General features: G+C 46.9%; 17 protein-coding genes. 16 read left to right on the top strand and 1 reads right to left on the bottom strand.

Features of this window, described 5'->3' with window-relative positions; genetic code table 11:
• Window positions 1-74: 74 nt before the first annotated feature.
• A complete protein-coding gene (locus JUB14_RS25895; protein ID WP_207509775.1) occupies window positions 75-488 on the top strand; it encodes a hypothetical protein in 414 nt (137 codons plus the stop codon).
• Window positions 489-498: 10 nt separating this feature from the next.
• Here the strand turns inward: JUB14_RS25895 and JUB14_RS25900 are convergent, their stop codons facing one another.
• Window positions 499-1,140 carry a M23 family metallopeptidase gene (locus JUB14_RS25900; RefSeq protein ID WP_207509776.1) on the bottom strand — a complete coding sequence of 214 codons (642 nt, stop codon included), beginning with the start codon at window positions 1,138-1,140 and terminating at the stop codon, window positions 499-501.
• A gap of 53 nt (window positions 1,141-1,193) precedes the next feature.
• On the opposite strand from JUB14_RS25900, the gene JUB14_RS25905 reads away from it, so the two are divergent.
• The 15 genes from JUB14_RS25905 to JUB14_RS25975 all read left to right on the top strand — a co-directional run bounded on the left by JUB14_RS25905 (window position 1,194) and on the right by JUB14_RS25975 (window position 20,705).
• Window positions 1,194-1,541, top strand: a complete 348-nt coding sequence (locus JUB14_RS25905) for a hypothetical protein (RefSeq protein WP_207509777.1) — start codon at window positions 1,194-1,196, stop codon at window positions 1,539-1,541.
• Between the two features lie 22 nt (window positions 1,542-1,563).
• Window positions 1,564-3,882, top strand: a complete 2,319-nt coding sequence (locus JUB14_RS25910; protein WP_207509778.1) for a DUF3991 domain-containing protein — start codon at window positions 1,564-1,566, stop codon at window positions 3,880-3,882.
• Window positions 3,883-4,178: 296 nt separating this feature from the next.
• A complete protein-coding gene (locus JUB14_RS25915) occupies window positions 4,179-5,084 on the top strand; it encodes a DUF932 domain-containing protein (protein WP_207509779.1) in 906 nt (301 codons plus the stop codon).
• A gap of 54 nt (window positions 5,085-5,138) precedes the next feature.
• Window positions 5,139-5,363 carry a hypothetical protein gene (locus JUB14_RS25920; protein ID WP_207509780.1) on the top strand — a complete coding sequence of 75 codons (225 nt, stop codon included), beginning with the start codon at window positions 5,139-5,141 and terminating at the stop codon, window positions 5,361-5,363.
• 429 nt (window positions 5,364-5,792) lie between these two features.
• Window positions 5,793-6,365 carry a GNAT family N-acetyltransferase gene (locus JUB14_RS25925; RefSeq protein ID WP_207509781.1) on the top strand — a complete coding sequence of 191 codons (573 nt, stop codon included), beginning with the start codon at window positions 5,793-5,795 and terminating at the stop codon, window positions 6,363-6,365.
• A gap of 73 nt (window positions 6,366-6,438) precedes the next feature.
• Complete coding sequence (locus JUB14_RS25930) at window positions 6,439-7,341, top strand: helix-turn-helix transcriptional regulator (RefSeq protein ID WP_207509782.1); 903 nt, start codon at window positions 6,439-6,441, stop codon at window positions 7,339-7,341.
• Between the two features lie 766 nt (window positions 7,342-8,107).
• On the top strand, window positions 8,108-8,389 hold the full coding sequence (locus tag JUB14_RS25935; RefSeq protein ID WP_207509783.1) for a hypothetical protein: 282 nt from the start codon (window positions 8,108-8,110) through the stop codon (window positions 8,387-8,389).
• 719 nt (window positions 8,390-9,108) lie between these two features.
• Window positions 9,109-10,068, top strand: coding sequence for a site-specific integrase (locus tag JUB14_RS25940; RefSeq protein ID WP_207509784.1), 960 nt, complete (start codon window positions 9,109-9,111; stop codon window positions 10,066-10,068).
• Between the two features lie 99 nt (window positions 10,069-10,167).
• Window positions 10,168-11,847 (top strand): hypothetical protein, encoded by a 1,680-nt coding sequence (locus tag JUB14_RS25945; protein WP_207509785.1) that lies wholly within the window; start codon window positions 10,168-10,170, stop codon window positions 11,845-11,847.
• A gap of 1,629 nt (window positions 11,848-13,476) precedes the next feature.
• Complete coding sequence (locus tag JUB14_RS25950) at window positions 13,477-13,857, top strand: DUF6443 domain-containing protein (protein ID WP_207509786.1); 381 nt, start codon at window positions 13,477-13,479, stop codon at window positions 13,855-13,857.
• A gap of 93 nt (window positions 13,858-13,950) precedes the next feature.
• Window positions 13,951-16,638, top strand: a complete 2,688-nt coding sequence (locus JUB14_RS28050; RefSeq protein WP_207509787.1) for an RHS repeat domain-containing protein — start codon at window positions 13,951-13,953, stop codon at window positions 16,636-16,638.
• Window positions 16,638-17,069 carry a hypothetical protein gene (locus JUB14_RS25960; RefSeq protein ID WP_207509788.1) on the top strand — a complete coding sequence of 144 codons (432 nt, stop codon included), beginning with the start codon at window positions 16,638-16,640 and terminating at the stop codon, window positions 17,067-17,069. The genes JUB14_RS28050 and JUB14_RS25960 overlap by 1 nt, the downstream gene beginning before the upstream one ends.
• A 48-nt stretch (window positions 17,070-17,117) precedes the next feature.
• Window positions 17,118-17,327 (top strand): hypothetical protein, encoded by a 210-nt coding sequence (locus tag JUB14_RS25965; RefSeq protein WP_207509789.1) that lies wholly within the window; start codon window positions 17,118-17,120, stop codon window positions 17,325-17,327.
• A gap of 27 nt (window positions 17,328-17,354) precedes the next feature.
• Entirely contained in the window at window positions 17,355-19,004 is a 1,650-nt protein-coding gene (locus JUB14_RS25970; RefSeq protein ID WP_207509790.1) for a hypothetical protein, read from the top strand.
• Window positions 19,005-19,457: 453 nt separating this feature from the next.
• Window positions 19,458-20,705 carry a hypothetical protein gene (locus tag JUB14_RS25975; protein WP_207509791.1) on the top strand — a complete coding sequence of 416 codons (1,248 nt, stop codon included), beginning with the start codon at window positions 19,458-19,460 and terminating at the stop codon, window positions 20,703-20,705.
• Window positions 20,706-21,085 lie beyond the last annotated feature (380 nt).

A 21,085-nucleotide genomic window follows, 5' to 3' on the forward strand; every position in this document is an offset into this window, starting at 1 on the left:
CAAGATAAAATGTACTAGTTTTGAATTTATAAATTATAATAGAATAACGTACCACCAGGTAACCTACGATTGCCATGACTTCTAATCCTGAGATTCACCGGAAACTCGATGAAATATACAGTGAGCCTGCCGCTGTGGCATTTTTCAACAAGCTGGTGTTTTCACTTTGCCTCCAGTTGATTGTAGTAGCCAGGCGGGAGCGGGGGGAACTGACCGAGGAAGAGGCTGAGCGTATGTACCAGCGGCCCAGCGAACAGCAGCTGCTGGAGCCATACGGGGTTGGCTACCAGCAGTTTCAGGCCCTTAAGGAGGGAAAAGGAACGGCGGTTACTATGATGACTTTTAAGCGGGCCGTAGAACGGAATGGCTATGATTTTGACAAACTCTACTACTCGGAAGAGCTCATCGACCTGGCGCTTGAAAAAGTAGGAGCCAGCCGCAAAGACAAACAAACGCTGCATGCGGTAAAAACCCGGTTAGCTAAGTAGTAACTGAGTACTACTCTCTGGAAGAAGACGCCTGACCGGCGTCTTTATTTTTTATGTACTCTTCGTACAGCCGGAGGTAGGGGAGGGGATCTACGAATTGTCCCGCCTTCCGGATGGCATAATGCAGATGAATACCCGTCGCTTTTCCAGTACGTCCCATGGTCCCAATAATTTCGCCTCGTCTGACCCAGTCGTTTTCGCGGATGTACAGCGCGCTGAGATGCCCGTAGGTTGTCTCGTAGCCACTGGGGTGCAGGAGCGTTAGGCTCAGCCCCAGTCCTTTCTGATGGCCTGACCAGATTACCCGTCCGTTGGCCGTAGCGTAGACCAGTTGAAACCCGCGCCGACACGCCAGATCCAGGCCCTGGTGCTGTTTGAACTTCCCCTCCAGCGGATGCAGTCTCAGGCCATAACCCGATGTGAGGTAAGGTACTTCTTCTTCATGGAGCGGACATATACCCGGTATCTCTTCCAGACAAGTACTATCCACCTTTCCCAGCCGGTCATACAGCCTAAGTACCTCCTCCGGACGCATGTCGTGTATTACATCCCTGACGGTGAGTTCCTCCGACACATGCTGCGAGTAGCCGGGCAGACTCCTGGAAAGTAAGAGCAGGAAAACCCAAAGGTAAACATGTTCAAACTTAGTCATATTATAAATTTTAAAATTTAAAATACGAAGGTATATATTTGTGCTTGAATACAATGAAACAAAGTCTGAAGAGAGGCAGGAGCTGGAAAATGTGGGCAGGCTTTGGGACCCGTAGGTTTATACCTGTACCCTTCTCTACTGATTTCAGGATCTTGAAACGTATAAACAAGTCCATTCCGATGAACACGATTAATAAGCCCCCTGGTATCTGTACCCTTGATTACCTATTCCAGACCTATGGAGAAGATGCGTTGGAAGCCTGTCAGATCCGTACCGACCTGACGGAGGAAGATCCGATACTGGTACCCACCGTACGGGAGCGCCTTTCGGTAGAAGAGTGGCTGGCTCTGCCCCAGGAGTTTCGTCTGTTTGTGCTGGCCGCCTTTTATCACCATTTATAAATCAGTACCCTAAAAAGTCCCCATGAACCAGCCCATTAATTTTCTGGATCCGGACAGGCTGGAGCTCTTCCAGCAGTTCCACGCTCATCAGGTGCAGTACCTGGCATTTGGCAGTTTTTCCATCAATGCCTACGAGCAGGCCCGTACCGACAGTACCATAAAGCTTTGGGTGGATACGCAGGGCAGTAACCTGCAACGCCTCAACCAGGCGTTACAGGGGGCAGGCAGGGCAGTGATGGCTGCCGATTTTGACCCTGAGCAAAAGAAACCTCTTGCCCCCACCAATGGCATTGCAACCCGCGATACGTTGAGCGTTGAATTCTATCCTACGATCAATGGCTTTAAGGGAACGGACTTTACCCAAGCCTACGGCAGGCGAGTTGACATCGCAACCCTGGAGGCCCCGGATCATACCCAGGATAAGGTGGTCAGGCTTTCTCACTTATCACTATCTGATTTATATCACAACGTTGGCCACACCCGGGGGAAAGCGAAGGAGTACAACCTGGCGGTCCTGTACCAGGCAGCCAAAGTGTTTCCGTTTTCTGGTCCGCCTCTGGCTGAACCATCTACCTACCTTACCATGGAAAAGCAGAACACACTAAAAATTGCCTCTAAGCCTGCACCCCGTCCCAACACGAAGACTCCCCTCTACGAGAAACGCGACTTCACCCAGATTCGGAATGAGCTTGATATGGAAGTGGTCCTGCAGCACTACGGCTACCAGCTTAGCTCCAAGTCCAAACCCAATGACCTGTGGCGGGTCTATAAATCAGGTATTACCGGCGATAGTCAGCGCTTTGCCGTGATGACCAACTCCAGGAGTGGTTTTAAGGGGTTTGTGGACCTGAACAACAATGCTCTGAAAGGCGATGTCGTGGGATTTATCAAATACAAGGAAGGAGACTACAGGAGGGTTTTCCAGGTGGTTGATGAGTTGCTGGGGAATCCGTCGTACCGGGAGCGGGTAACGCAGGTCCCACCCATGGCAGTAGCTACGCCCCGGCAGTACCTCAACGATCAAAAGCTCAGGCAATCTGACCTGCTGGAGACCTACAGCGTGACCCTGTATTCCCCTCAGCAGTCAGACTACCTGACCCGAAGCCGGATGCTGGCACCTGAGACGGTTCAGGCACCAGAATTTCAGCACCAGGTTCTGACCGTTCAAAAGGGAAGCCATGTTAACGTGGCCTTCCCGCTCAGGTCGGAGAAAGGAAACATCCTTTCCATGGATATCCGGAACGATGATTTCAAAAGCTTCCCCCCCGGAAACAAGGGTGATGCCATCTGGAAAAGCAATGGACACGCGCAGCTCCTTCACGGGATGGAGTACCACCTGGGCGATAAACTTGTGCCGCTTGAGCGGGGGACAAAAGGCACTGTCTCGGGTACGGGCAGTTCGCAGATTTTCCATACCGACCATCCGGTGGAAGGGGTGCTTTCGGTACCCGTTGAAAAGGGGAGCCTAAGCCCTATACCCACGAACCGGATCATTATTTCCGAGTCACCCATCGATTCCCTGTCTTACCACAAGCTGTCGCCTCCCCAGGCAGGAGAGTACCGCCAGTACATTTCGCCCGCCGGCAATCCTTCCAAAGAGCAGCTGGGGCATATTGCCCGCTTCGTGCAGGAGCATCCCAAGGCCCAGTTCGTCATCGGGATGGACGGAAATCCACCGGGGCATCGGTTCGCCATCAATCTGTTGGCTACAAAACACCACCTGCGGAACGATAGCTACGCCATCCATCCGCAGGTGGTATACAACAACCCCACACCTGTACCCGGAGAGGGGAAGGATGTAACCGATATAAAAGAAGTGGGATTTAACTTACTTACGCTCCAAATCAAGCATCCACTTAGCAGCTCGGTAAGTTTTGAAAAGGCCCGAGCCCAAAACGAGGAAGTACTGGGGCGTCTACTCGACAAGGTAAACCTGTACCAGCCCCCCGGTAAGTTGGCTACTGAGACACGACGGGAGAATTTTGTAGTAGTTGAAACGGGTACCCTGCGAACTGAGTCGGAGATTCGGTTTCCGAATCAGTCCAAACTCCTGGAAAGGGTTCTTGACCAGCTGGCAGAGGAAATAACTCGGCGGGATGGCCAGCGTTTGACCGCCGTTTTACGGCCCACTGCCGTTCAGAACGATTTCAATGATGTGCTGCGCAGCCGAAACGGGCAAAGCCTGCCCGAGTCAAGCAATCTGTCGCTGAGCGGGGTGCCTCTTGAACCCTATCAACGGGTTGAGAATAGCCATGCGCAAACAGAATGTAAGCAAGAGAAGAATCATCCGGAACCGGGTAAAGTGGAATCGGTACCCAAAAATAGAGGGATGAGAATCTAGGAGCCTATGGCACCTATACGCTGTAATATTGTTGTATTATTTTAATAGAAGTACGGAGGCTGTATAATTGAAAGCTTTTGCAAGTAGGATCTTGTAATGGCTCTTATTAGAATTAGAATAAAATATTAACGCTTTTTGCAAGAAAAGCCTGCTGAAAAACGGAACCGGTGGGAAAGGGGGAGCTAGAGGGTAAATAGTACTTAACTAAGTTGTACCAATTGCTGTAATGTGGTATCTTTAGGTAAGTAAAGCGGGTGACAGACCGCCATTTTCAAACCTCTTAATTCATCTTTCTCATGGTTTTACAACCTCCATCCCTTGTTACTTCTCTATCAGACTGGGAAGTAGTTCAAACCCCAATCACTTCTTATTTTCAGGGAGAGCCGCAGCAGCTCACCGGCTACAAAGCCCTGGTCCGTAGTGATACCGGTGCGCTCCTGAACGTTTGCAGACAGGGGTACCAACCCATGACCAATGCAGCCTTTGTTGAATGTGTCGAAAAGTTTGCAGAGGTCACTCATTTTCCCATCGAAGCTATCTATGAGCTGGAAGGCGGTAAAAAAATGCTTGGCTACTTACGCTGTACCGAACCCTTTGAAGTAGGTGGCTTTGCCTTCAAAGACCATCTGCTTATAGGAAACAGCCATGATGGCAGCACGACCTTTTTTGTGGGTCATTCTAACATAATGGTTCGCTGTAAAAATCGTTTTGCCCGTCAGTTCCGTTCCCTCAAGGTCAGGCACTCTAATAACCTTACGGTAGGCGTAGAGCGTATTCAGGAAGAGTTCAACAACTACCGTCAAAGTCTGAAAGACTACTACACGTCTCTGGATTCGTTTTCCAGGATAAAAGTATCCCAGGAGTTGCACGATAGTTTAGTGGCTCGCATCACTAATTTGAGCCGGGAAGAACGCCTGGGTAGGGAGGAACTCAGCACCCGGAAGAAGAACATCATTACCTGTGTAGAGGCAAGTCTCCAAACGGAGATGGATGCTACGGGCTATACCCTGTTTGGCCTTTTCAATGGCCTGACCCACTACACTTCCCATGTGATGAAGAGTAGTAGTGACAATACACTTTCGATGTTCAATCGGGCCGAAAGGATCAACGGAGAAGGCTACGGGCACTGCCTCCATCTGGCGCGGGGTCCCCAACTCCTCAAGAACCCGGACCTGAATAGTTTTAGTGATTTACTGGCCTGATCTTTCACCGGCACTCATCCTGCTTCCAGTAAGGTGGGTGCCATTATCTTGTGTATGATGACTTCTATCAATCAATCCTATTCTGATACGATGAGCCTGCTGGCCCGGGAGCAGGTACAGGCTTATCTGGTCCGTAGTCAGGACCTCTATATCTTTGGCAGTGAAGCAGCCTGTCAGCGAATTATGCAATTCTACCGGGGGCGTCCCGATGGGGTATGCCTGTCTTATGCCATTGATCCGTGGTACCAGCACTACGTTACCCTGCCTAACTTCCAATAACACAGCAGGGCTAGGTACACATAAGGCAGTTCAACCATGGAAAAATTGCCTGGTTGGACTGCTTTATGAGTTTCTTTCTATGTAGGAAAAAGTAAAAAGTGCGGGAATCGGATGTTAAAAAGAGTTTGAATAACAACATCTGAGCCAGAGCTCATCACCAAGAAAGAAGAAACCAATAGCAATCAGAGCGTTCATTTCCGACCAAGCCTTTAATTGTACATCCAGTACAGCTCCTTTAATGGCAAATCTCACTAAAGCCATAGCTAAAGAACTACAATGGATGATGACTACTTTTTTCAGTTGTAAAAATTCTGATTTTGAAATGGCTCTCAAAACATTTAAGTGAACATAGGGTTACAAATCGATAGATAGGAAGTTTCCCCTATATCAAACGAAATCAAATTTCTAAACTTATAGTGACCCTGTAACATGATCGCGGCTACTGACCAGGATAAAAAGCTAGTGGTAGATATACTTAGCTCTGCATTCAACGAGAATCAGAGCGTGAACTATCTTATACCTCAGGATGGTAACCGATTTAAGCGGATCCGGGCTTTAATGGACTACTCGTATGAGGTTTGTAAGACAGCGGGAAAAGTAGTCTTGTCAGATGATCGTAAGGCATGTGCCCTGGTGCTCTTCCCGGATCAGAAGAAAACCACATTAACCAGTTTAGTGCCGATGGTTCGGTTGATAAAAAATGCCATTGGAGTGGGCAACATTGGTAAAGCCATGAACCGGGAGAGTCTGATTGCAAAGCACCATCCTCAGACTCCCTTCTACCACCTCTGGTTTATTGGGGTACAGCCCGAATACAAGGGAACAGGCATTGGAGGTAGGTTACTTCGTGAGTTGATGGAAGAGGCAAAAGGAATGAACCGGCCTGTCTTCTTGGAAACCTCGACGATGAAGAACCTTCCATGGTACAAGAAGCACGGCTTTTCCATTTACCACAATCTGGAACTTAGCTACACACTTTATTTATTACGAAAAACTTTTTGACGGTATGCGGGTATTTGGCACAGATATACACATTATAACTTTTACATTCATTGTACTTGAAGTTTTCTTTTTGTTGTACCAGCTGTACTACTACCTATGCTGGCCCAGGGACTCTAACCGAAAGTACTACCTGATTCTTCTGGCCCTTCTCATCACTAAGAACTTGGCGATGGGGCTGTTTCCGGATCCTCAGTATGAGCATATTCCCATAGTGATGCAGTACGGATTTACCTACGCTGCCGGGTTTATCATGGCTTCTTACTTCCCATTTTATTTCTACAAGTCCTATAACCTTACCGGGTTAAGATTCCATGCGGTGTACGGTGTTTTTCTGTTCCTGTACCTGCCTTTCATTCTCACGTTTATATTTGAATATGCCCTAATAGGTAACATAGATAATGCCATTGCCCACGGACTCGTAGTACCGGCCATATACAGCCTGGTGCTGGCCTCCGCAATGTGGAAATCCATTCAAAAGGCCTTTCAAAAAGAGATTGAAATGAGACAATATTGGGAAATTATCCTTTTGTACTGCTCGGTAGTCCCCTTTATTGCCATTGCTTTTTTTCCGGATATAAGCCAGGCAACCGAAGCCATCATTACAAATAGTGGCTTTACTATTTTAACAGTTCTGTTTATCCGCAGGTCTATCCTACAATCCAGACAGGATCGGGCCAGGCTGCTGGAGCTTCTACAGGCAGATACTATGGGTACTCAGATACTCGGTATAGGGTATGAAGACCATCAGGAGATGGTGCTGGAAACGAATATGAACCTGTACCAATTGTCAGAGCGGGAAAAGGAGGTTGTACGGCTCGTCAGAGTCGGAAAACCATATAAAATAGTCGGCAGTGAGTTGGCGGTTAAGGAGCGTACAATCAAGAAACACATAGAAAAGATATTTGAGAAGGTGGAAGTGACCAACAAGGCAGAATTGCTGCATAAGATAATGCAGGAGCAGCCACCAGCCAGTTAGAAGCCTGCATAGTGAAGCTGATACGTCTTTGTCCCCTGGTTGGATTCGCCTAAATACCTTGCTAATTACGACAAAATCCGAGTTGCTTTCGGTAGTAGTTTCTGGCACATTTGCTACCGTGCCCTTGCTGATCAATTAAGTACTGGTTAGAGGCCTTTAAAACATGTGTGAGCGAATTGTGCAGAACCGGAAATTATGAAACTATCAGAAAGTAACCCATCAAGCCGTAGACAAAAGACAGATCAAACATCCACCTGCTTTCTTTGCAATCCAGATATATTCACCCCATTTGGAGCTGATGCTTTAAAGCCTGCTTACCTGACTACCTGTTCCACACTGGGAGTAGAGGAAGTAGTATTGGTACCTAGAATGAGGATCCAGATAGGAGAGGAGACGTGGGGGCGATTAAGCCTGAAAATAAAAGAGAAAATAGTGAAGTTGTTTTACGAGTCGCTTTGAGAGGTTAAGTCATGTGGATTGGAAGAGTAGGTTACATGAGTCATCCCGAACTTTGGGCGAAGATTTGATTGTAAGAAAAAAGAGCAGCTAGTGCGGCTCTCAGTCGGTAAAGCGGTGTCAGCGCGAGTTGGCACCGCTTTCCTGTTCGATAACACCATCTTCGCCGCAGTTCTTCTCTAACCTTATCCTGTAGCGTGCTCACCAACAGCAACAGGAAGCATTAGTCTTACCGGAGTTTTTTTGGATGGCGAAATAGTAAAATCCTTCCGAATTTAGTGGTGCGAACTACTGACCGGAAAGTTTTCTTATGTCCAAGGACTCAGTAAAAGTCGACATCCATGCTGACGAAGTCAAGCAAGAAGCTGGTTATTTTTACGGACAGCTCTATGAAGTTGTTCGGCCATTGGCTCAGCAGCTCGATGAGCTACTGGACCGGCGTCTGGTAAGTACATTTATAGCTTTTTTAGGCTGCATCCTGTGTCACCGACACAACAGCATGAGCCTTTTGCTGAGCGAGTTAGGAGGTAAACTCTTAGGAGAGGCGCATGCTCCGGCAGGCACCAAGCGCATGGCAGCGGCCAATCGTTAATAACTTGCTGCGCAGCCAGAAGTGGTCACACCAGCTAATCGAGCAGTACCTACTAGCCCAGGCCCTACAGCAAGCCCAGCAGCTACAGCAGGCCGGGCATCGAGGTAGAGAATCAGACCATCCGTCAAGCACTATTCGACCTTCAAAAAGAGGTATAGCAGTTAAGCGACAATAAGTAAACGTTATTTGAGCAAACTACCTAGAGCCCTGTCGACGTGTAGGACTACCTCTGCTTCATTTAGCCCCAAGAGGAATAGTCCAATTAAGGTTTACAGTTTACTCTCTTGTTTAGAATAATATTCCTGTTCAAATATAAAGGGCATTGGTTGCATAAAGTCGAATGTCGATAAATTGAGTTATAATATATTTTAATATATCGCTCAGGCTACTCAGTTGAAGATTCCTGTTCGGGCATCCATCGTCCACGTCTATTTCATTTATTAGAATTATTCCGAAAAGCTAAGTAAATAATTGCTCGCCTCATACATCAGTCTACTAGAGAAAAACCTGATTTATCTATTTTTAATCGAGCTGAGATTTTCGTATAGCTCCCCTGGTGCAACAGGAATTGCGTACAGCTAAATCTCAGTGCCTCCTTTTTAGCCACGATGTGTACAGGAAGCAGGTAAATGATTTCTATTATTATGTCCAATAACATTTATTTATCGGACATAACCGGATTTTGGCTATCTTGCCTCCACATATTACTTTTCTTCGCCATGACACTTCTAGCAGCTAAGGTCTCGGGTCAGGCGCTCAGGCTGGCCACCCACGAGGAGCTGGCCCAGCAGACGGCGGCTTTTTTCAACCGGGGACTGGAAGGAGCCCTCAACACCCAGCTGGCCTACCGTTCGGACCTCAACCAGCTTCGGCAGTGGCTGCAACGGCGGGAGCTGGCCGATCTGCCCCTGACGCCGGCCACCCTGGCGGCTTACCTCTCCGATGAGGCCACCCGGCATAAATGGGCGACCCTTTCCCGCCGCCTGGCCGCCATCCGTAAGTGGCACCGGCTCCACCAGCATCCCGATCCTGCCCTGGACCAGACCGTACAGACGGTGCTGGAAGGCATTAAACGCACCCTGGGGACCGAACCTGGGCAGGCCCTGGCCTTTGATATTGAAGAGTTTAAGGCAAAGATTCGATCCATCCCCCTGACCCCCGCCGGACTGCGCGAGCGGGCCTTGCTCCTGGTGGGATTTGTGGGGGCCTTTCGCCGGTCGGAGCTGGTGGCCCTGAATATAGAAAGTGTTCAGTTCACCCGGGAAGGGGCCGTAGTTACCTACCAGGGGAGTAAGACCAACCAGTACGGAAAAACGGAGCAGAAGGCCTTGTTTTTTAGTCCGGATCCGGATACGTGTCCCGTCCGGGCCCTGCAGGACTATACAATGGTATTGGATCGTGCGACCGGGCCCCTTTTTGTCCGCTTTCGCAAAGGCAACCACATCACCGGGGACCGGCTCTCGGACAAGCAGGTGGCCCGCACCACCAAGACCTATCTGGGTCAGGAATACTCGGCCCATTCATTACGGGCCTCCTTTGTGACCATCGCTAAATTAAATGGAGCCGACGACTCGCAGATCATGCAGCAGACCAAGCACCGCACCCGCACGATGATCGACCGCTATACGCGTGTACAGCAGGTGGTCAGGCATAATGCCGCCATGAAGCTGGGGCTATAAATAAAGTGTAATTAAGCCATTATCAGGTACGCGCAATATGCAAACAGATGATTTGTCGCATCCTGATCATAGCTAAACTTTTTACATATATACAGACTGATGATAAACCCTTCGACCAGATATATAGCTGTCCGGAACTATGCTGAAATTTTTAATGATATATTGCCTAACGATAAACTTAAGTTTATCCGGGCATATCCCACTGATTTGCTGGTAATTAAGCTCTCTAAAATTAATGCAATCCTGTTTCAGGAATTAGACATCCCGCGCCAGACCACGCGCAGCTTAGAGATCCTTTTTCCCGGAACCGATTCCATACCATTGGCGGACATTAAGGATTTTGAGACCAGCGCCTATTTTGCATCGGCGTCAATCAGCCTTTTATTGAAAGCTTGCATGGAAAACTTCGTTGCGTTGGGTGCTGACCATCGCGACCATCCCCATAGTCTTGGCTTAGACCTGCTTAAGACTATCTTAATCTTCAATGGTCTTTACTTCAAAGATGATCCGAGCCTGAGGCGGGATAGTTTCGAGGCAATTTTTCGGCTGGATATGCAGCAACAGGCATACATCAGATCTAATGTTTACCAGAAAATGTTTACGATGGTAAAATTTGCCTTTGCATCAAAATTTTTATCAGAAGCTGACGACTTGAGCATAGAATGCCGCGAATTTTGTGCGCACTTCCAGATTGCCAATCCATGGTTCTTTGGCAAATTTATCCTGATGATTTTTGAAGCAATGCTGGCTGAGGGTAAGTCAGGAAAAAATACCTTTAACCTGGAAGGCATCCCTCCAACAATTATTTCGGAATTCACAATTGACCGAAGCTCATTAGAAAGACAAAAACCCCTTTCTATAAATATGGATATAATTCCCAAGCCTCTTTACCTTATTGGTAATAATGCGGTCATCCTTGATTATAATTTTTTCCAATACGCAATTGATCAGGGCTTTTTCTACTTACTATATAAGAACACAAGCCTTAGTAAAGGCCTTCGTTTTAACTCTTACAATGCCTTCCAAGGCTATATCGGCTATCATTACTTCGAACAGTACCTCGTAAAAAAATACTTATCGGCCATTTTCTACCGTCCTCACCAAAAGGTGATCAGCAGCGAACAATACCAAGATTTCATCATTAAGGCTACGGAAAATAAAGTGCTAGTGATCGAAGTCAAGAGCTCAACTTTCCATGCGAAGACCCTGGAGGAAATGGATTTCAACGCCTTTCGCTCTACTATTGATCAAAATTTGCTAACATCTAAAAGCAGTGCCACAAAAAACAAGGGGCTGTCACAAATAGTAAAACAAATTGAATACCTGTATGATGATACCTCTGACCTTGCACACTTACTAGGTATTTCGGCACCGCATAAGGTGACTATATATCCAATCATCATCTACTCTGATCCTAATTTCGACGTAAGCGGGGTAAATGATTACGTGAACGAGCAGTTTGACGCAGTGAGGTCTAACGGACATAAACAAGTACGATCCATTAAACCAGTGACTTTAATCAACATCCATGTACTTATTAAGTATTATGCACATATGAAGCAGGGGCCTTCCCAACTCACCGATCTGATCAGCGGATACTTTTCGTACATCCGAAAAAACAAGAAAAAGTACATCAAGGAAGGGCATCTTCATGAGCATTACCTGGCAAACATTTCTTTCGAAGCCTATCTACGACGAACGTTGCCTGGAGATCATCTTGTCAGGAATCTGCAGGCCATGGAAAAAGACTTCGATCTCAATATTCCCGCTATACAATAGCTGGTTTGTTGGGTAAGTTATGTACGTAGTCAAGTAAAAATGGATAGAAGGACAGAAACAATTTAGTAATCGCACCGGCGACCTGGTTGTTTCACCCAATTTACCTTAGTTATGTCCAAGACAACTTAAAAATCGCTTAGGCGCTCCAAAAGGCTCAGTCAGCCTCATCTCATTTCGAGCGCGCATCTGCTATTCGAATGATGCAAGCGGCTCTACAAGCCAGCAGTTTGAGCACAGACCAGCGGCCTCGTAACTTGTCAGACAATGGGTCAGCTTATGTATCTCGGTATCAAAAGGAATATTTGAAAGGGGAAGGCATCGATCACCTCCGGTGTGCTCCGTATCATCCAATGACTCAACCGGGCGGCCAGAGCCGGTAAAATCGAACGCTAACGGTACGCCGTCGCGGCATCGGTCCATGAAAAATGTGTTGTTATTAGAGCACTATTTCAGTCCTGATGAACTGAGCAGCCGCCTGGCTGAGTGGGTAACTTATTATTTTTAGCAACGATATCATGATCGGGGCGCCGGAGCGCTCACTAGAAAACGAAAGGCCAGCGAATGCTTATTAGGGTCTTCAGGATCAGATAGTAGCCCAGCGGCAAAAAATCAAGCATATGTCAATGCTTGAACGCCGGAAAAGCGGTGCGCCGCTGCGCTCATATTTTTCAGCAAGTTTAAGGAGGATAAAACCTTCTCTTCTCTTTTCACTACTCCGGCAGCCCGGCCACAGCTGTCCACTTTCCGCTGATGATCTATAGTTGGCACCTATAATGAGTTGTTTCACTTATCATGTGCCAAATTTACTAAATCACACCCTAAATTACCACTACCTAGTTTGTTAGTGCCCTTTTAGTCCTTTTTCTTGTAAAAGTCTCTATTTCAGCAACATAATTTTTTTCATTCTCCGTCCTTGCAATACCACCTTACCGTTAAATAAAATTTTTTGGAAAAAATTTTTTCTTGAAACACTTTTGGATTACCAATCGAGCAGTAGAGGGAATAGGGAAGGATGATGTTTGGTGTGTTTTTTAAAAAAAATCTTCACACACTATATTGAAAGGCTTACTGTCAATAGCCTATCATATCTAACATGTTAATGTTATTAGTAGACCCTTTAAATTATCCATCCCTAATTCTAACTGTGATTGTCTTATGAAGTTTTTCTACTCTCTGCATTCAAATTCAGATTTGTTATCCCCACATTTTACTTCTTCGCTACCTTCTTTTCTTAGTCAAATCATTCAGTAAGTTTTGTTGGCATTGGCAGGATGCAATCACACTATACTAGTGGTATAAACTACTAGGAAGAAAATTCTTTGCTTGCATCATACAACAAAGACATAAAAAGCCTTTGCTGTTGACGCAAAATGAATTTGTGACAAGAGGACCTGCTGTCGATTTATTTCGGCGCTAAACTCCTACTATCTGATATGGCTATGACATATCTGTAGCTGGTACTGCTATTCTCCTTTTACGAAGAGAATTAGTAGTCATATACTTACCCTGTTGTAAGGAGCGGTTGCCGGAGGAGTCACCGTGCCAGAGCCATAAGTGCTACAATACTTAACTGAATCTTTACAGACTTGCTCATATCAATAAAAGCTTATATACCACAACCACCCCTCTATGCCCATATTTACCAGATTAAAGAATAGTATTTTTCTGTTACTATTTCCCTTGTGTCTGTTTGGTCAGACGCCGGAGCGCAACTACGTGCTCACACGCACCTACAAGCAGCCCGGGGCCACCGAAGCTCAGGGCAACACCTACTGGGGCACCCCCGACCAGGTCCACACCCAGATCTCCTACTTCAACGGACTGGGACTGCCCCAGCAGCAGGTCGATGCCTTTGTGGGACCCTCCGGACAGGACCTCATCAGCCAGACCTCCTACGACAACCAGTACCGCCCCAACAAGACCTACCTGCCCGCCGCCGCCGCCAGCAACAACGGCCGCTTTGTCAGTAGCCCCAACTACGGCTACTACGGCAACAGTGGCCTGGTCTGAGCTCCCACCGGCAGTCCCTTTACCGAAACCTACTTCGAGAACTCCCCCCTGAGCCGCGCCAGCGAACAGAAAGCCCCCGGCGTTTCTACCGGCGTGCGCACCTACTACAAAGTCTACACCGACGGCTCGGTCAAACGCTACGGAGTCAGTGGGGGCGGGCTCAACCAAATCACCCAGAACGGCAACTATTCGGCTAATCAGCTGACCTACACTGAGACCAAGGACGAGAACGACAACACCGTCCAGGAGTTCCGCGACAGCCACGAGCGCCTGGTGCTGCGCCGGGTAAAGAACGACGGGGGGGATCTGGACACCTACTACGTCTACGATGAGATCGGCCAGCTACGGGCGGTGCTGCAGCCCCAGTACCAGCAGGAAAGCGATCTGAACAAGTATGCCTTCCTCTATAAGTACAACAACCGCGGGCTACTAGTCGAGAAGAAGGTACCCGGAGCCGGAGTGGCCACGATGGCCTACAATAGCCGGGATCTGCTGGAAACTATGACCGACGGCCGCGGCCAGCCGTTCTACTACCTCTACGACGAGGCCAACCGCCAGAGGGAGATGGGCGTCAACGGCAACCCACTGGTCTACAACTATTACGACGACTACGGCTTCTCGCCCTTCCGGGGCTATGACAATGAGCTGCAGCTTTCGGGTAACGAATTTGTCAACAACCCCCAGGGCGAGTCGCGCAAAGGGCTGGTGACGGGGCAGCGCAGCCGCATCCTCAACGACGATGGCACCTATGGCGACTGGCTGTGGACGGTGACCTACTACGACAACCGCGAGCGGCCCATCCAGGTGGTACGCCAGCTGTACGGCATGGGGGGCGATGCCTACGAGCGTATCTCCTACAAGTACAGCTTTGACGGGCGCGTGCTGCAGGAGCGCACCACCCAGGGTACCAGCAGCAAGACCTACCAGCTCGACAAGCTCATGGAGTACGATCAGGCCGGGCGGCTGGTGAAGACCGACCATACCTTCCGCGACAACGGCAGTGTGCAGAAGCAGTACACACACCTGGCGCAGAGCTACAACGAGGTGGGGCAGCTGGCCCAGAAGCGGCTGTTCAACTCGCTCAGGGGACAGAGCTACAAGTACCAGGTGCGGGGCTGGCTCTGCGAGGCGGGCAACACCAACGGCCAGGGGCTGACGCTGAGCCTGAACTACTACGGCAACGGCAACATCCAGAACCTGAACTGGGGCACCCCCCACCGCAGCGGGGGCATGAGCCTGAGCTACGACCGGGCCAGCCGGCTCACCAACGCCTGGGGCTCGGGCAGCTTCCAGGACTACAACGAGACGGGCCTGGGCTACGACCGCAACGGCAACCTGACCAATCTGACGCGCATGCGGGCGGGCTCGTACATCGACCAGCTGTCCTACCACTACAACGGCAACCAGCTGCATCGGGTGGACGATAGCGGCAACGGTGGAGAAGGCTTTGTCAACGGCAGCAACCAGCAGGATGAGATGGCCTACGACGGCAACGGCAACCTGACGCGAGACTACAACCGGGGCTATAACGACAACAGCATGCAGTACAACGCGCTGAACCTGGTGCGCTACATCAACAAATCCAATCAGGAGCTGCGCTACACCTACGATGCCGCGGGCGTGAAGCAGAAGATGCAGTCGCCGGAGGGGATCACCTTCTACGCCGGCGCCTTCGAGTACAACGCCAACGGCACGCTGCTGCGGGTGGGTCTGGAAGAGGGGCAGTTGGTGCGCAACCCCGACGGCAGCTACACGCTGCACCACTACCTGAAAGATCATCTGGGGAATGTGCGTCTGGTGTTTGATGAGCAGGGGCAGACGGTCCAGGAGACCGAGTACTATGCCTTTGGCTACGAGGTCAGTCGCAGCGGGGAAGAGAAGAACAAGTACCTCTACAACGGCAAGGAGAAGCAGCCGCAGACGGGCTTCCTGGACTACGGGGCACGGCAGTACGATGCCACCCTGGGTAGATGGATGAGCGTGGATCCATTAGCTGCAATTGATTATAGCTACTCGCCATATACTTATGTGGGAAATAATTCCCTCCGTTTTATTGATCCCGATGGTATGAAACGGGTGAATGTTGAAGGCACTAATAATTACTACGATGATGAAACAGGAGAATTAACTGTTGTAGGTAAGCGCGAGAGATCAGATCCTCTGGTAGGACATTTATTTGTTGCTTATGCCCGAAATTACGAGAAGTATGGGCACAGCAGCCCTTTCCAGGAAGCATTTCACTCAGGAGGCAGAGATGCGGCCCTAATTATAGGTGCTCCCTTATTAGCTTTTGGAGCAGCCGAAGTAGGCTTAGGTGCTGCAATTTCGTATGGATCCTCTTTTGTTAATTTTGCAAAAGTGGCAAATACAATTAGAAAAGTCAGGTGGACTCCTTATCTTGGTAAAGCGGCATTAAGTTTATTGGGACAAGGGGCAGGTAATATGTTTGAAAATAAAAGTCAATTAGATATGGTCGGTTTATTCGCAGATGTTACATTTTCACCAGGAAGTAGTGCTTTAGCCGGAGCAATTGGTAGCGCTGGCTATGATTTCCGAAACGGCAATACATTTAGTGAAGTTAATGATGTAAAAGCAGGCATGATAAAATTAACAACAGGGTTGGGATTTGGCTTTTTAGGGGATAATGCGAACAAATTAATGACGACTAACGGCTTCTCTGCTGCCATGAGTGGTTATATGAACGCTATGTTAGAAGTATTTAATCAAGGTGTAGATGCCACTGCTACAAAGTCAATGGATACTAAATCACCTCAGAGGTAATGACAGAAGAAAAAAAAATTAAACTTGCAATCTTTTTCATTCTTGTAGCATTATTCATGGTATTTTATGCATATGACAAATATAGGCTGCAGGAGAAACTAAGGCAGTGTTCCATATATACAGTAGCAAAACCTACTAGGACATTTAGATTAAGAGGTAAATTTAGATTGGAGTACATCTATATTATTAATGGGGAAAAGTTTATTATGGATGATCCTGCTAACATATACGACACAGGAGGATCTTGGTGGGAAAGGAATAAGGAGGAACTAATGAGGCGGCGGTATTGGATTCAGGTATGGTGTGAGGATTATAGAAAACATAAGATACTCTGGGATCTGGATGTACCGGACTCGTTGGTGACTATCCCTGGCCTAGGCTGGAAAGAACTACCAGCAGGACTTCCTGCATACCACCACCCCGATGAGTAAAAACATCTAAAAGTTGTCCCTCTTTTCTTATCTATGCTCTTTACGTAGATGCAGGATGGTAGCAAGATTTGGCTAGATGAGGGGCAGCTGGTGCGCAAAAGCAACTACACGCTGCACCACTACCTGAAAGACCATCTGGGAAATGTGCGTCTGGTGTTTGATGAGCAGGGGCAGACCGTGCAGGAGACGGAGTACTACGCCTTTGGCTATTATCTAGCCTTAATGGCAGGGATTATTAATTGTTCTGCTTTTCATTAGGCAGAAAGAAATAGTAACTAACTTATAATGAGCATTTCAAAAATAAAGATTACACTCCCCCTTTTATTAGCTGTTTTATACATCATTTTCTTTTTCAGCTTTATTTACTCTTATGCCGAAAATGCCCCCTTCATAGATGACTACAATGGCTTGTTCGACTTCTTGATCGCTTATCTGAATGCTGACACGCTTGAACGAAAATTCCACTTCCTGATCAGGCAGCACAACGAGCATCGGATTGCTTTTCCCCGGTTGGTTACCCTTTTGTATTACTATATAGTAGGGGAAGTCAATCTGAAGTACCTGATCCTCCTAAGCTCTCTCAACCTGGTGCTGTTGTGGGGGGTCTTGGCCAAGGTCATGTACAGCATCAAGCGAGACCTAGTTGCACTTATACCTATGGTGCTCCTCCTCTTTCACTTTCAGCACTATGATAATATCTTTTGGGCGGAGTGTTCCCTTCAGAATCTGTCAGTCGCTTGCCTGGGAGTAGCCAGTGTATGGCTTTCCGTTCAGCCAGGATTTGCTCATAGGCTATTTGGCCTAGTGTTAGCTGTCCTAACCACCTTCTCGAGCGGCAGTGGCCTAGCCATCTGGGTCGTGTTATGCCTGGTATTTATACTTGAAGCCCAGTGGAAGCGGCTCCTAACTACGGTAGTCGTAGGGGGAGTCAGCCTGCTGTTCTATCTGAGAGATTTAGAGCTTACCACAGTCAACGAGCCATTTTCAATCTACAAACGGATAGATGATGTCTTTGGTACCTTCGGGCTGCTGGGAAGCTGGATCGACTTCAGGGAGGAGAGTACCAATCCCCTGGCCATTGTAGCAGGCATGCTCTCCTGTGCCATTATATTATATCCCATTCTCCGGAAATTGTGGTCTCAGCGCCGTCTTGATCCTATCTCCCTGTTCATCCTGGGGTCTCTGCTGTACATAGGAGCCACGGCCTTTATCATCAACTTCGGGCGCGATGCCTATACCGAAAGCCGGTATAAAATCTACGCTTCCATCGCACTGTTACTGACGTACATATCCCTGTACAAGATTGTTCCTCATACTAAGAAGAACTACCTGAAACTTACTAGTTTGGCCCTTGCTGTTATATACTGTGGCTTCACTACCTGGCGGTACATTCCAGAGGTAGATAAGCGTCGTCATTCAGTATTAGCTGATCTGCAGACAATACTGTCAAATCAGCAAACCGTACGTACCAAGCCATTTGCCTATCGGATCGAAATTTTACAAAAACTTAAGGCCTGGCAGCCTCCTGTAGAGGTACTGCGGCAAGAGTTCGACTGGTCTCAGCAGGACGAGCATCTAAAAAGCTCCAATGTAGTTATTAATGAGCAGGGGGATCTAATCTCAGTTAGTTATGAGGAACTGGTGCGTAATCAGGCATATTATCTATATGCGGTGTCTAAAAATTTCGTCTTCTTCTTTCCGATATACCGGCAGCGCAATTCACTTCTTGACTTTCTGAAGACGGGTCAACTGTACTCACTCAGGAAAGAGCAGAAGATCCTGAAGCAGTGGTTGGTGGAAGGTACTTACCAAATTGGTATATATGATCCAGTGAAAAAGAAACATGCCATGGCTTATCACCCTGCCATACATGTTACTGAAACAGCAACTGCCTGGCTGCCTGAGAGGTTGTTTAATGATCATTTACCAATGTGACAAGCCCAGTTGCAATAAATGGCTGAATATTAGATTATTATAATATAAAAACAGGATGTTGTATTTGCGCGTATAGCCTTACTGGAATTTTAATATGTTCCTGTAGAAGAGTAAACCTATTGTTGAACTAAATATAAATAGATAATTTGCGTTAGAACAAAGTAGACTACCTCAAACTAAGAGATTCGTTCTATTTTAGTTACAGTTTATAGCTTATTTCCCGATAAATACTAATATCTTGCCAGAATGTTTTTATGCCCCCCATAAAGCTACCCCTACAGAGAAATTGAAGGTGGAGCCACTGCTGATGTAGATGTAGAAGGTGCTGTTTGCTATAATACTGTAGAAACCGTGCTCACACTTATTTTTAATAAAAAGTTATATATTAGTGAATATTGCTATTAGTAAGTAAAGGACTTTTATTCCTTACTAATAGCAATGATTAAAATAGTTATGTCAAAGTTTCATATTAGAAAGTTCTTCTATTTTATAGGCATAAGTCTTACTTTTATTATACTGATCTCAATAACATTACTATTTATTGAATATGCAACTGGTAATGCTGATGGTGTATGGAAAGATATTGATATCCGGAAAATTACTTATCAGCTAATAGCTATACTTGTACTGGCAACCATAATACTTCATTTACTTTTTTATAGTCCTGAGCCATTACGGAACTACCTATTTAGTCTCTCCATCTTTTGTTTTCTACTTGTATTATTAGAAGGCATATCCTACTTATTATTTACAGCAAATAAAGCTCCTGTACCACTTACTGCCCCTCAACCCTTTATCAGACCTGACTGGACAGGCTCCTTCGTCAATGATGATATTCTTGGAGTCAGGGCTAAAAAGAGCTGGTCTCTAACGTGGGCACCTGTAAAAGATGGAGTCCAGTATGATAGTATAACCGTAAGTACAGATGAAAACTCCCTTAGAAAAACAGCAAAGGTAATTGATTCAACAGCCACTGATAAGCATGCTCTCTTTTTTGGATGCTCCTATACCTACGGTGACGGTGTATCCGACAATGAAACATTGCCTTACCAGTTTCAACTAAATATGCCCCAATATCGGGCATATAATCTAGGTTTTCTGGCCTATTCACCGCTCCACATGCTGGCCCGACTACAACACGAAGATCTGACATTACTAACAGAAAAGAAAAAAGGTTTTGCAGTATATACATTCATTCATGACCAAATAGACCGAACGATACCTGCTACACGCTGGATTGATATGACTAAAGGGAGGTTTCCATATTTGAACAAGGAGGCAATGACTACCCATGGCGTTTATTCAGAGAATAAACGATTATATAGTGATTTTATACAATGGTTCAGGACCACTTATATACATCATGTCTTTCGACTAGATTTCCCAAAAAAACACGCTGCTGAGCATTATCAGCTGGTTGTAAACGTTATTAAGAAATCAAAACAGGAGTATCAGAAACAATTTGGTAATAATGGCTTCTATGTCATAATCTTTCCTGGAAGTCCTATTAAGCCTGAAATGAAACAGATGCTACAGAATGCTGATCTTACAGTATTTGATTACTCTCATTTATTTAACTTAAACGATTATTTGCTTCCCTTTGATAATGCTCATCCTAACGCTAATGCTTATAAACTGGTAGCTTCTCAATTGGCCAAAGATATAGCAGAGTTAGAAGAAAGATCTACTATTGATAGGTGAATTATCCTGTAAAGAAAGCTACTTCCTTCTTTTGAAAGAATATCGTAAAGAGTGCGCTGGCTCTTAATCTGGAACATCCCCCGAATGCCTTCTGTGCTACGGGTGTTACATTCATATACCTCTGGAGCCATCTTCTGGTAGGGTTCATTAAGCCCATAGGCCAGCATCCTGTGCGTCCCTGGCCCGAGCCAAAGCCAGTCCGGCAGTGTTACACTCCCTGATGATATTGCTCCGGTTTGCCGACGGTCAGCCATTGATATGCACATGTATATTACCTTGCTTAACTTGCTTAAATTGTTTATGAAACTCAACAAGTGCGGATATAATACACTTAGTTAAATTACATGGCAACATAAACAATGGCAGAAAGAAGGGTCATC

Source organism: Telluribacter humicola (assembly GCF_017355935.1).
Classification (GTDB): Bacteria; Bacteroidota; Bacteroidia; order Cytophagales; family Spirosomataceae; genus Telluribacter; species Telluribacter humicola.

What these genes read in the sequence shown, in the direction of transcription:
- JUB14_RS25895 (WP_207509775.1), top strand. Translation starts at nt 75, where the DNA reads ATGACTTCTAATCCTGAGATTCACCGGAAACTCGATGAAATATACAGT.
- JUB14_RS25900 (WP_207509776.1), bottom strand. Translation starts at nt 1,140, where the DNA reads ATGACTAAGTTTGAACATGTTTACCTTTGGGTTTTCCTGCTCTTACTT.
- JUB14_RS25905 (WP_207509777.1), top strand. Translation starts at nt 1,194, where the DNA reads ATGAAACAAAGTCTGAAGAGAGGCAGGAGCTGGAAAATGTGGGCAGGC.
- JUB14_RS25910 (WP_207509778.1), top strand. Translation starts at nt 1,564, where the DNA reads ATGAACCAGCCCATTAATTTTCTGGATCCGGACAGGCTGGAGCTCTTC.
- JUB14_RS25915 (WP_207509779.1), top strand. Translation starts at nt 4,179, where the DNA reads ATGGTTTTACAACCTCCATCCCTTGTTACTTCTCTATCAGACTGGGAA.
- JUB14_RS25920 (WP_207509780.1), top strand. Translation starts at nt 5,139, where the DNA reads ATGATGACTTCTATCAATCAATCCTATTCTGATACGATGAGCCTGCTG.
- JUB14_RS25925 (WP_207509781.1), top strand. Translation starts at nt 5,793, where the DNA reads ATGATCGCGGCTACTGACCAGGATAAAAAGCTAGTGGTAGATATACTT.
- JUB14_RS25935 (WP_207509783.1), top strand. Translation starts at nt 8,108, where the DNA reads ATGTCCAAGGACTCAGTAAAAGTCGACATCCATGCTGACGAAGTCAAG.
- JUB14_RS25940 (WP_207509784.1), top strand. Translation starts at nt 9,109, where the DNA reads ATGACACTTCTAGCAGCTAAGGTCTCGGGTCAGGCGCTCAGGCTGGCC.
- JUB14_RS25945 (WP_207509785.1), top strand. Translation starts at nt 10,168, where the DNA reads ATGATAAACCCTTCGACCAGATATATAGCTGTCCGGAACTATGCTGAA.
- JUB14_RS25950 (WP_207509786.1), top strand. Translation starts at nt 13,477, where the DNA reads ATGCCCATATTTACCAGATTAAAGAATAGTATTTTTCTGTTACTATTT.
- JUB14_RS25960 (WP_207509788.1), top strand. Translation starts at nt 16,638, where the DNA reads ATGACAGAAGAAAAAAAAATTAAACTTGCAATCTTTTTCATTCTTGTA.
- JUB14_RS25965 (WP_207509789.1), top strand. Translation starts at nt 17,118, where the DNA reads ATGCAGGATGGTAGCAAGATTTGGCTAGATGAGGGGCAGCTGGTGCGC.
- JUB14_RS25970 (WP_207509790.1), top strand. Translation starts at nt 17,355, where the DNA reads ATGAGCATTTCAAAAATAAAGATTACACTCCCCCTTTTATTAGCTGTT.
- JUB14_RS25975 (WP_207509791.1), top strand. Translation starts at nt 19,458, where the DNA reads ATGTCAAAGTTTCATATTAGAAAGTTCTTCTATTTTATAGGCATAAGT.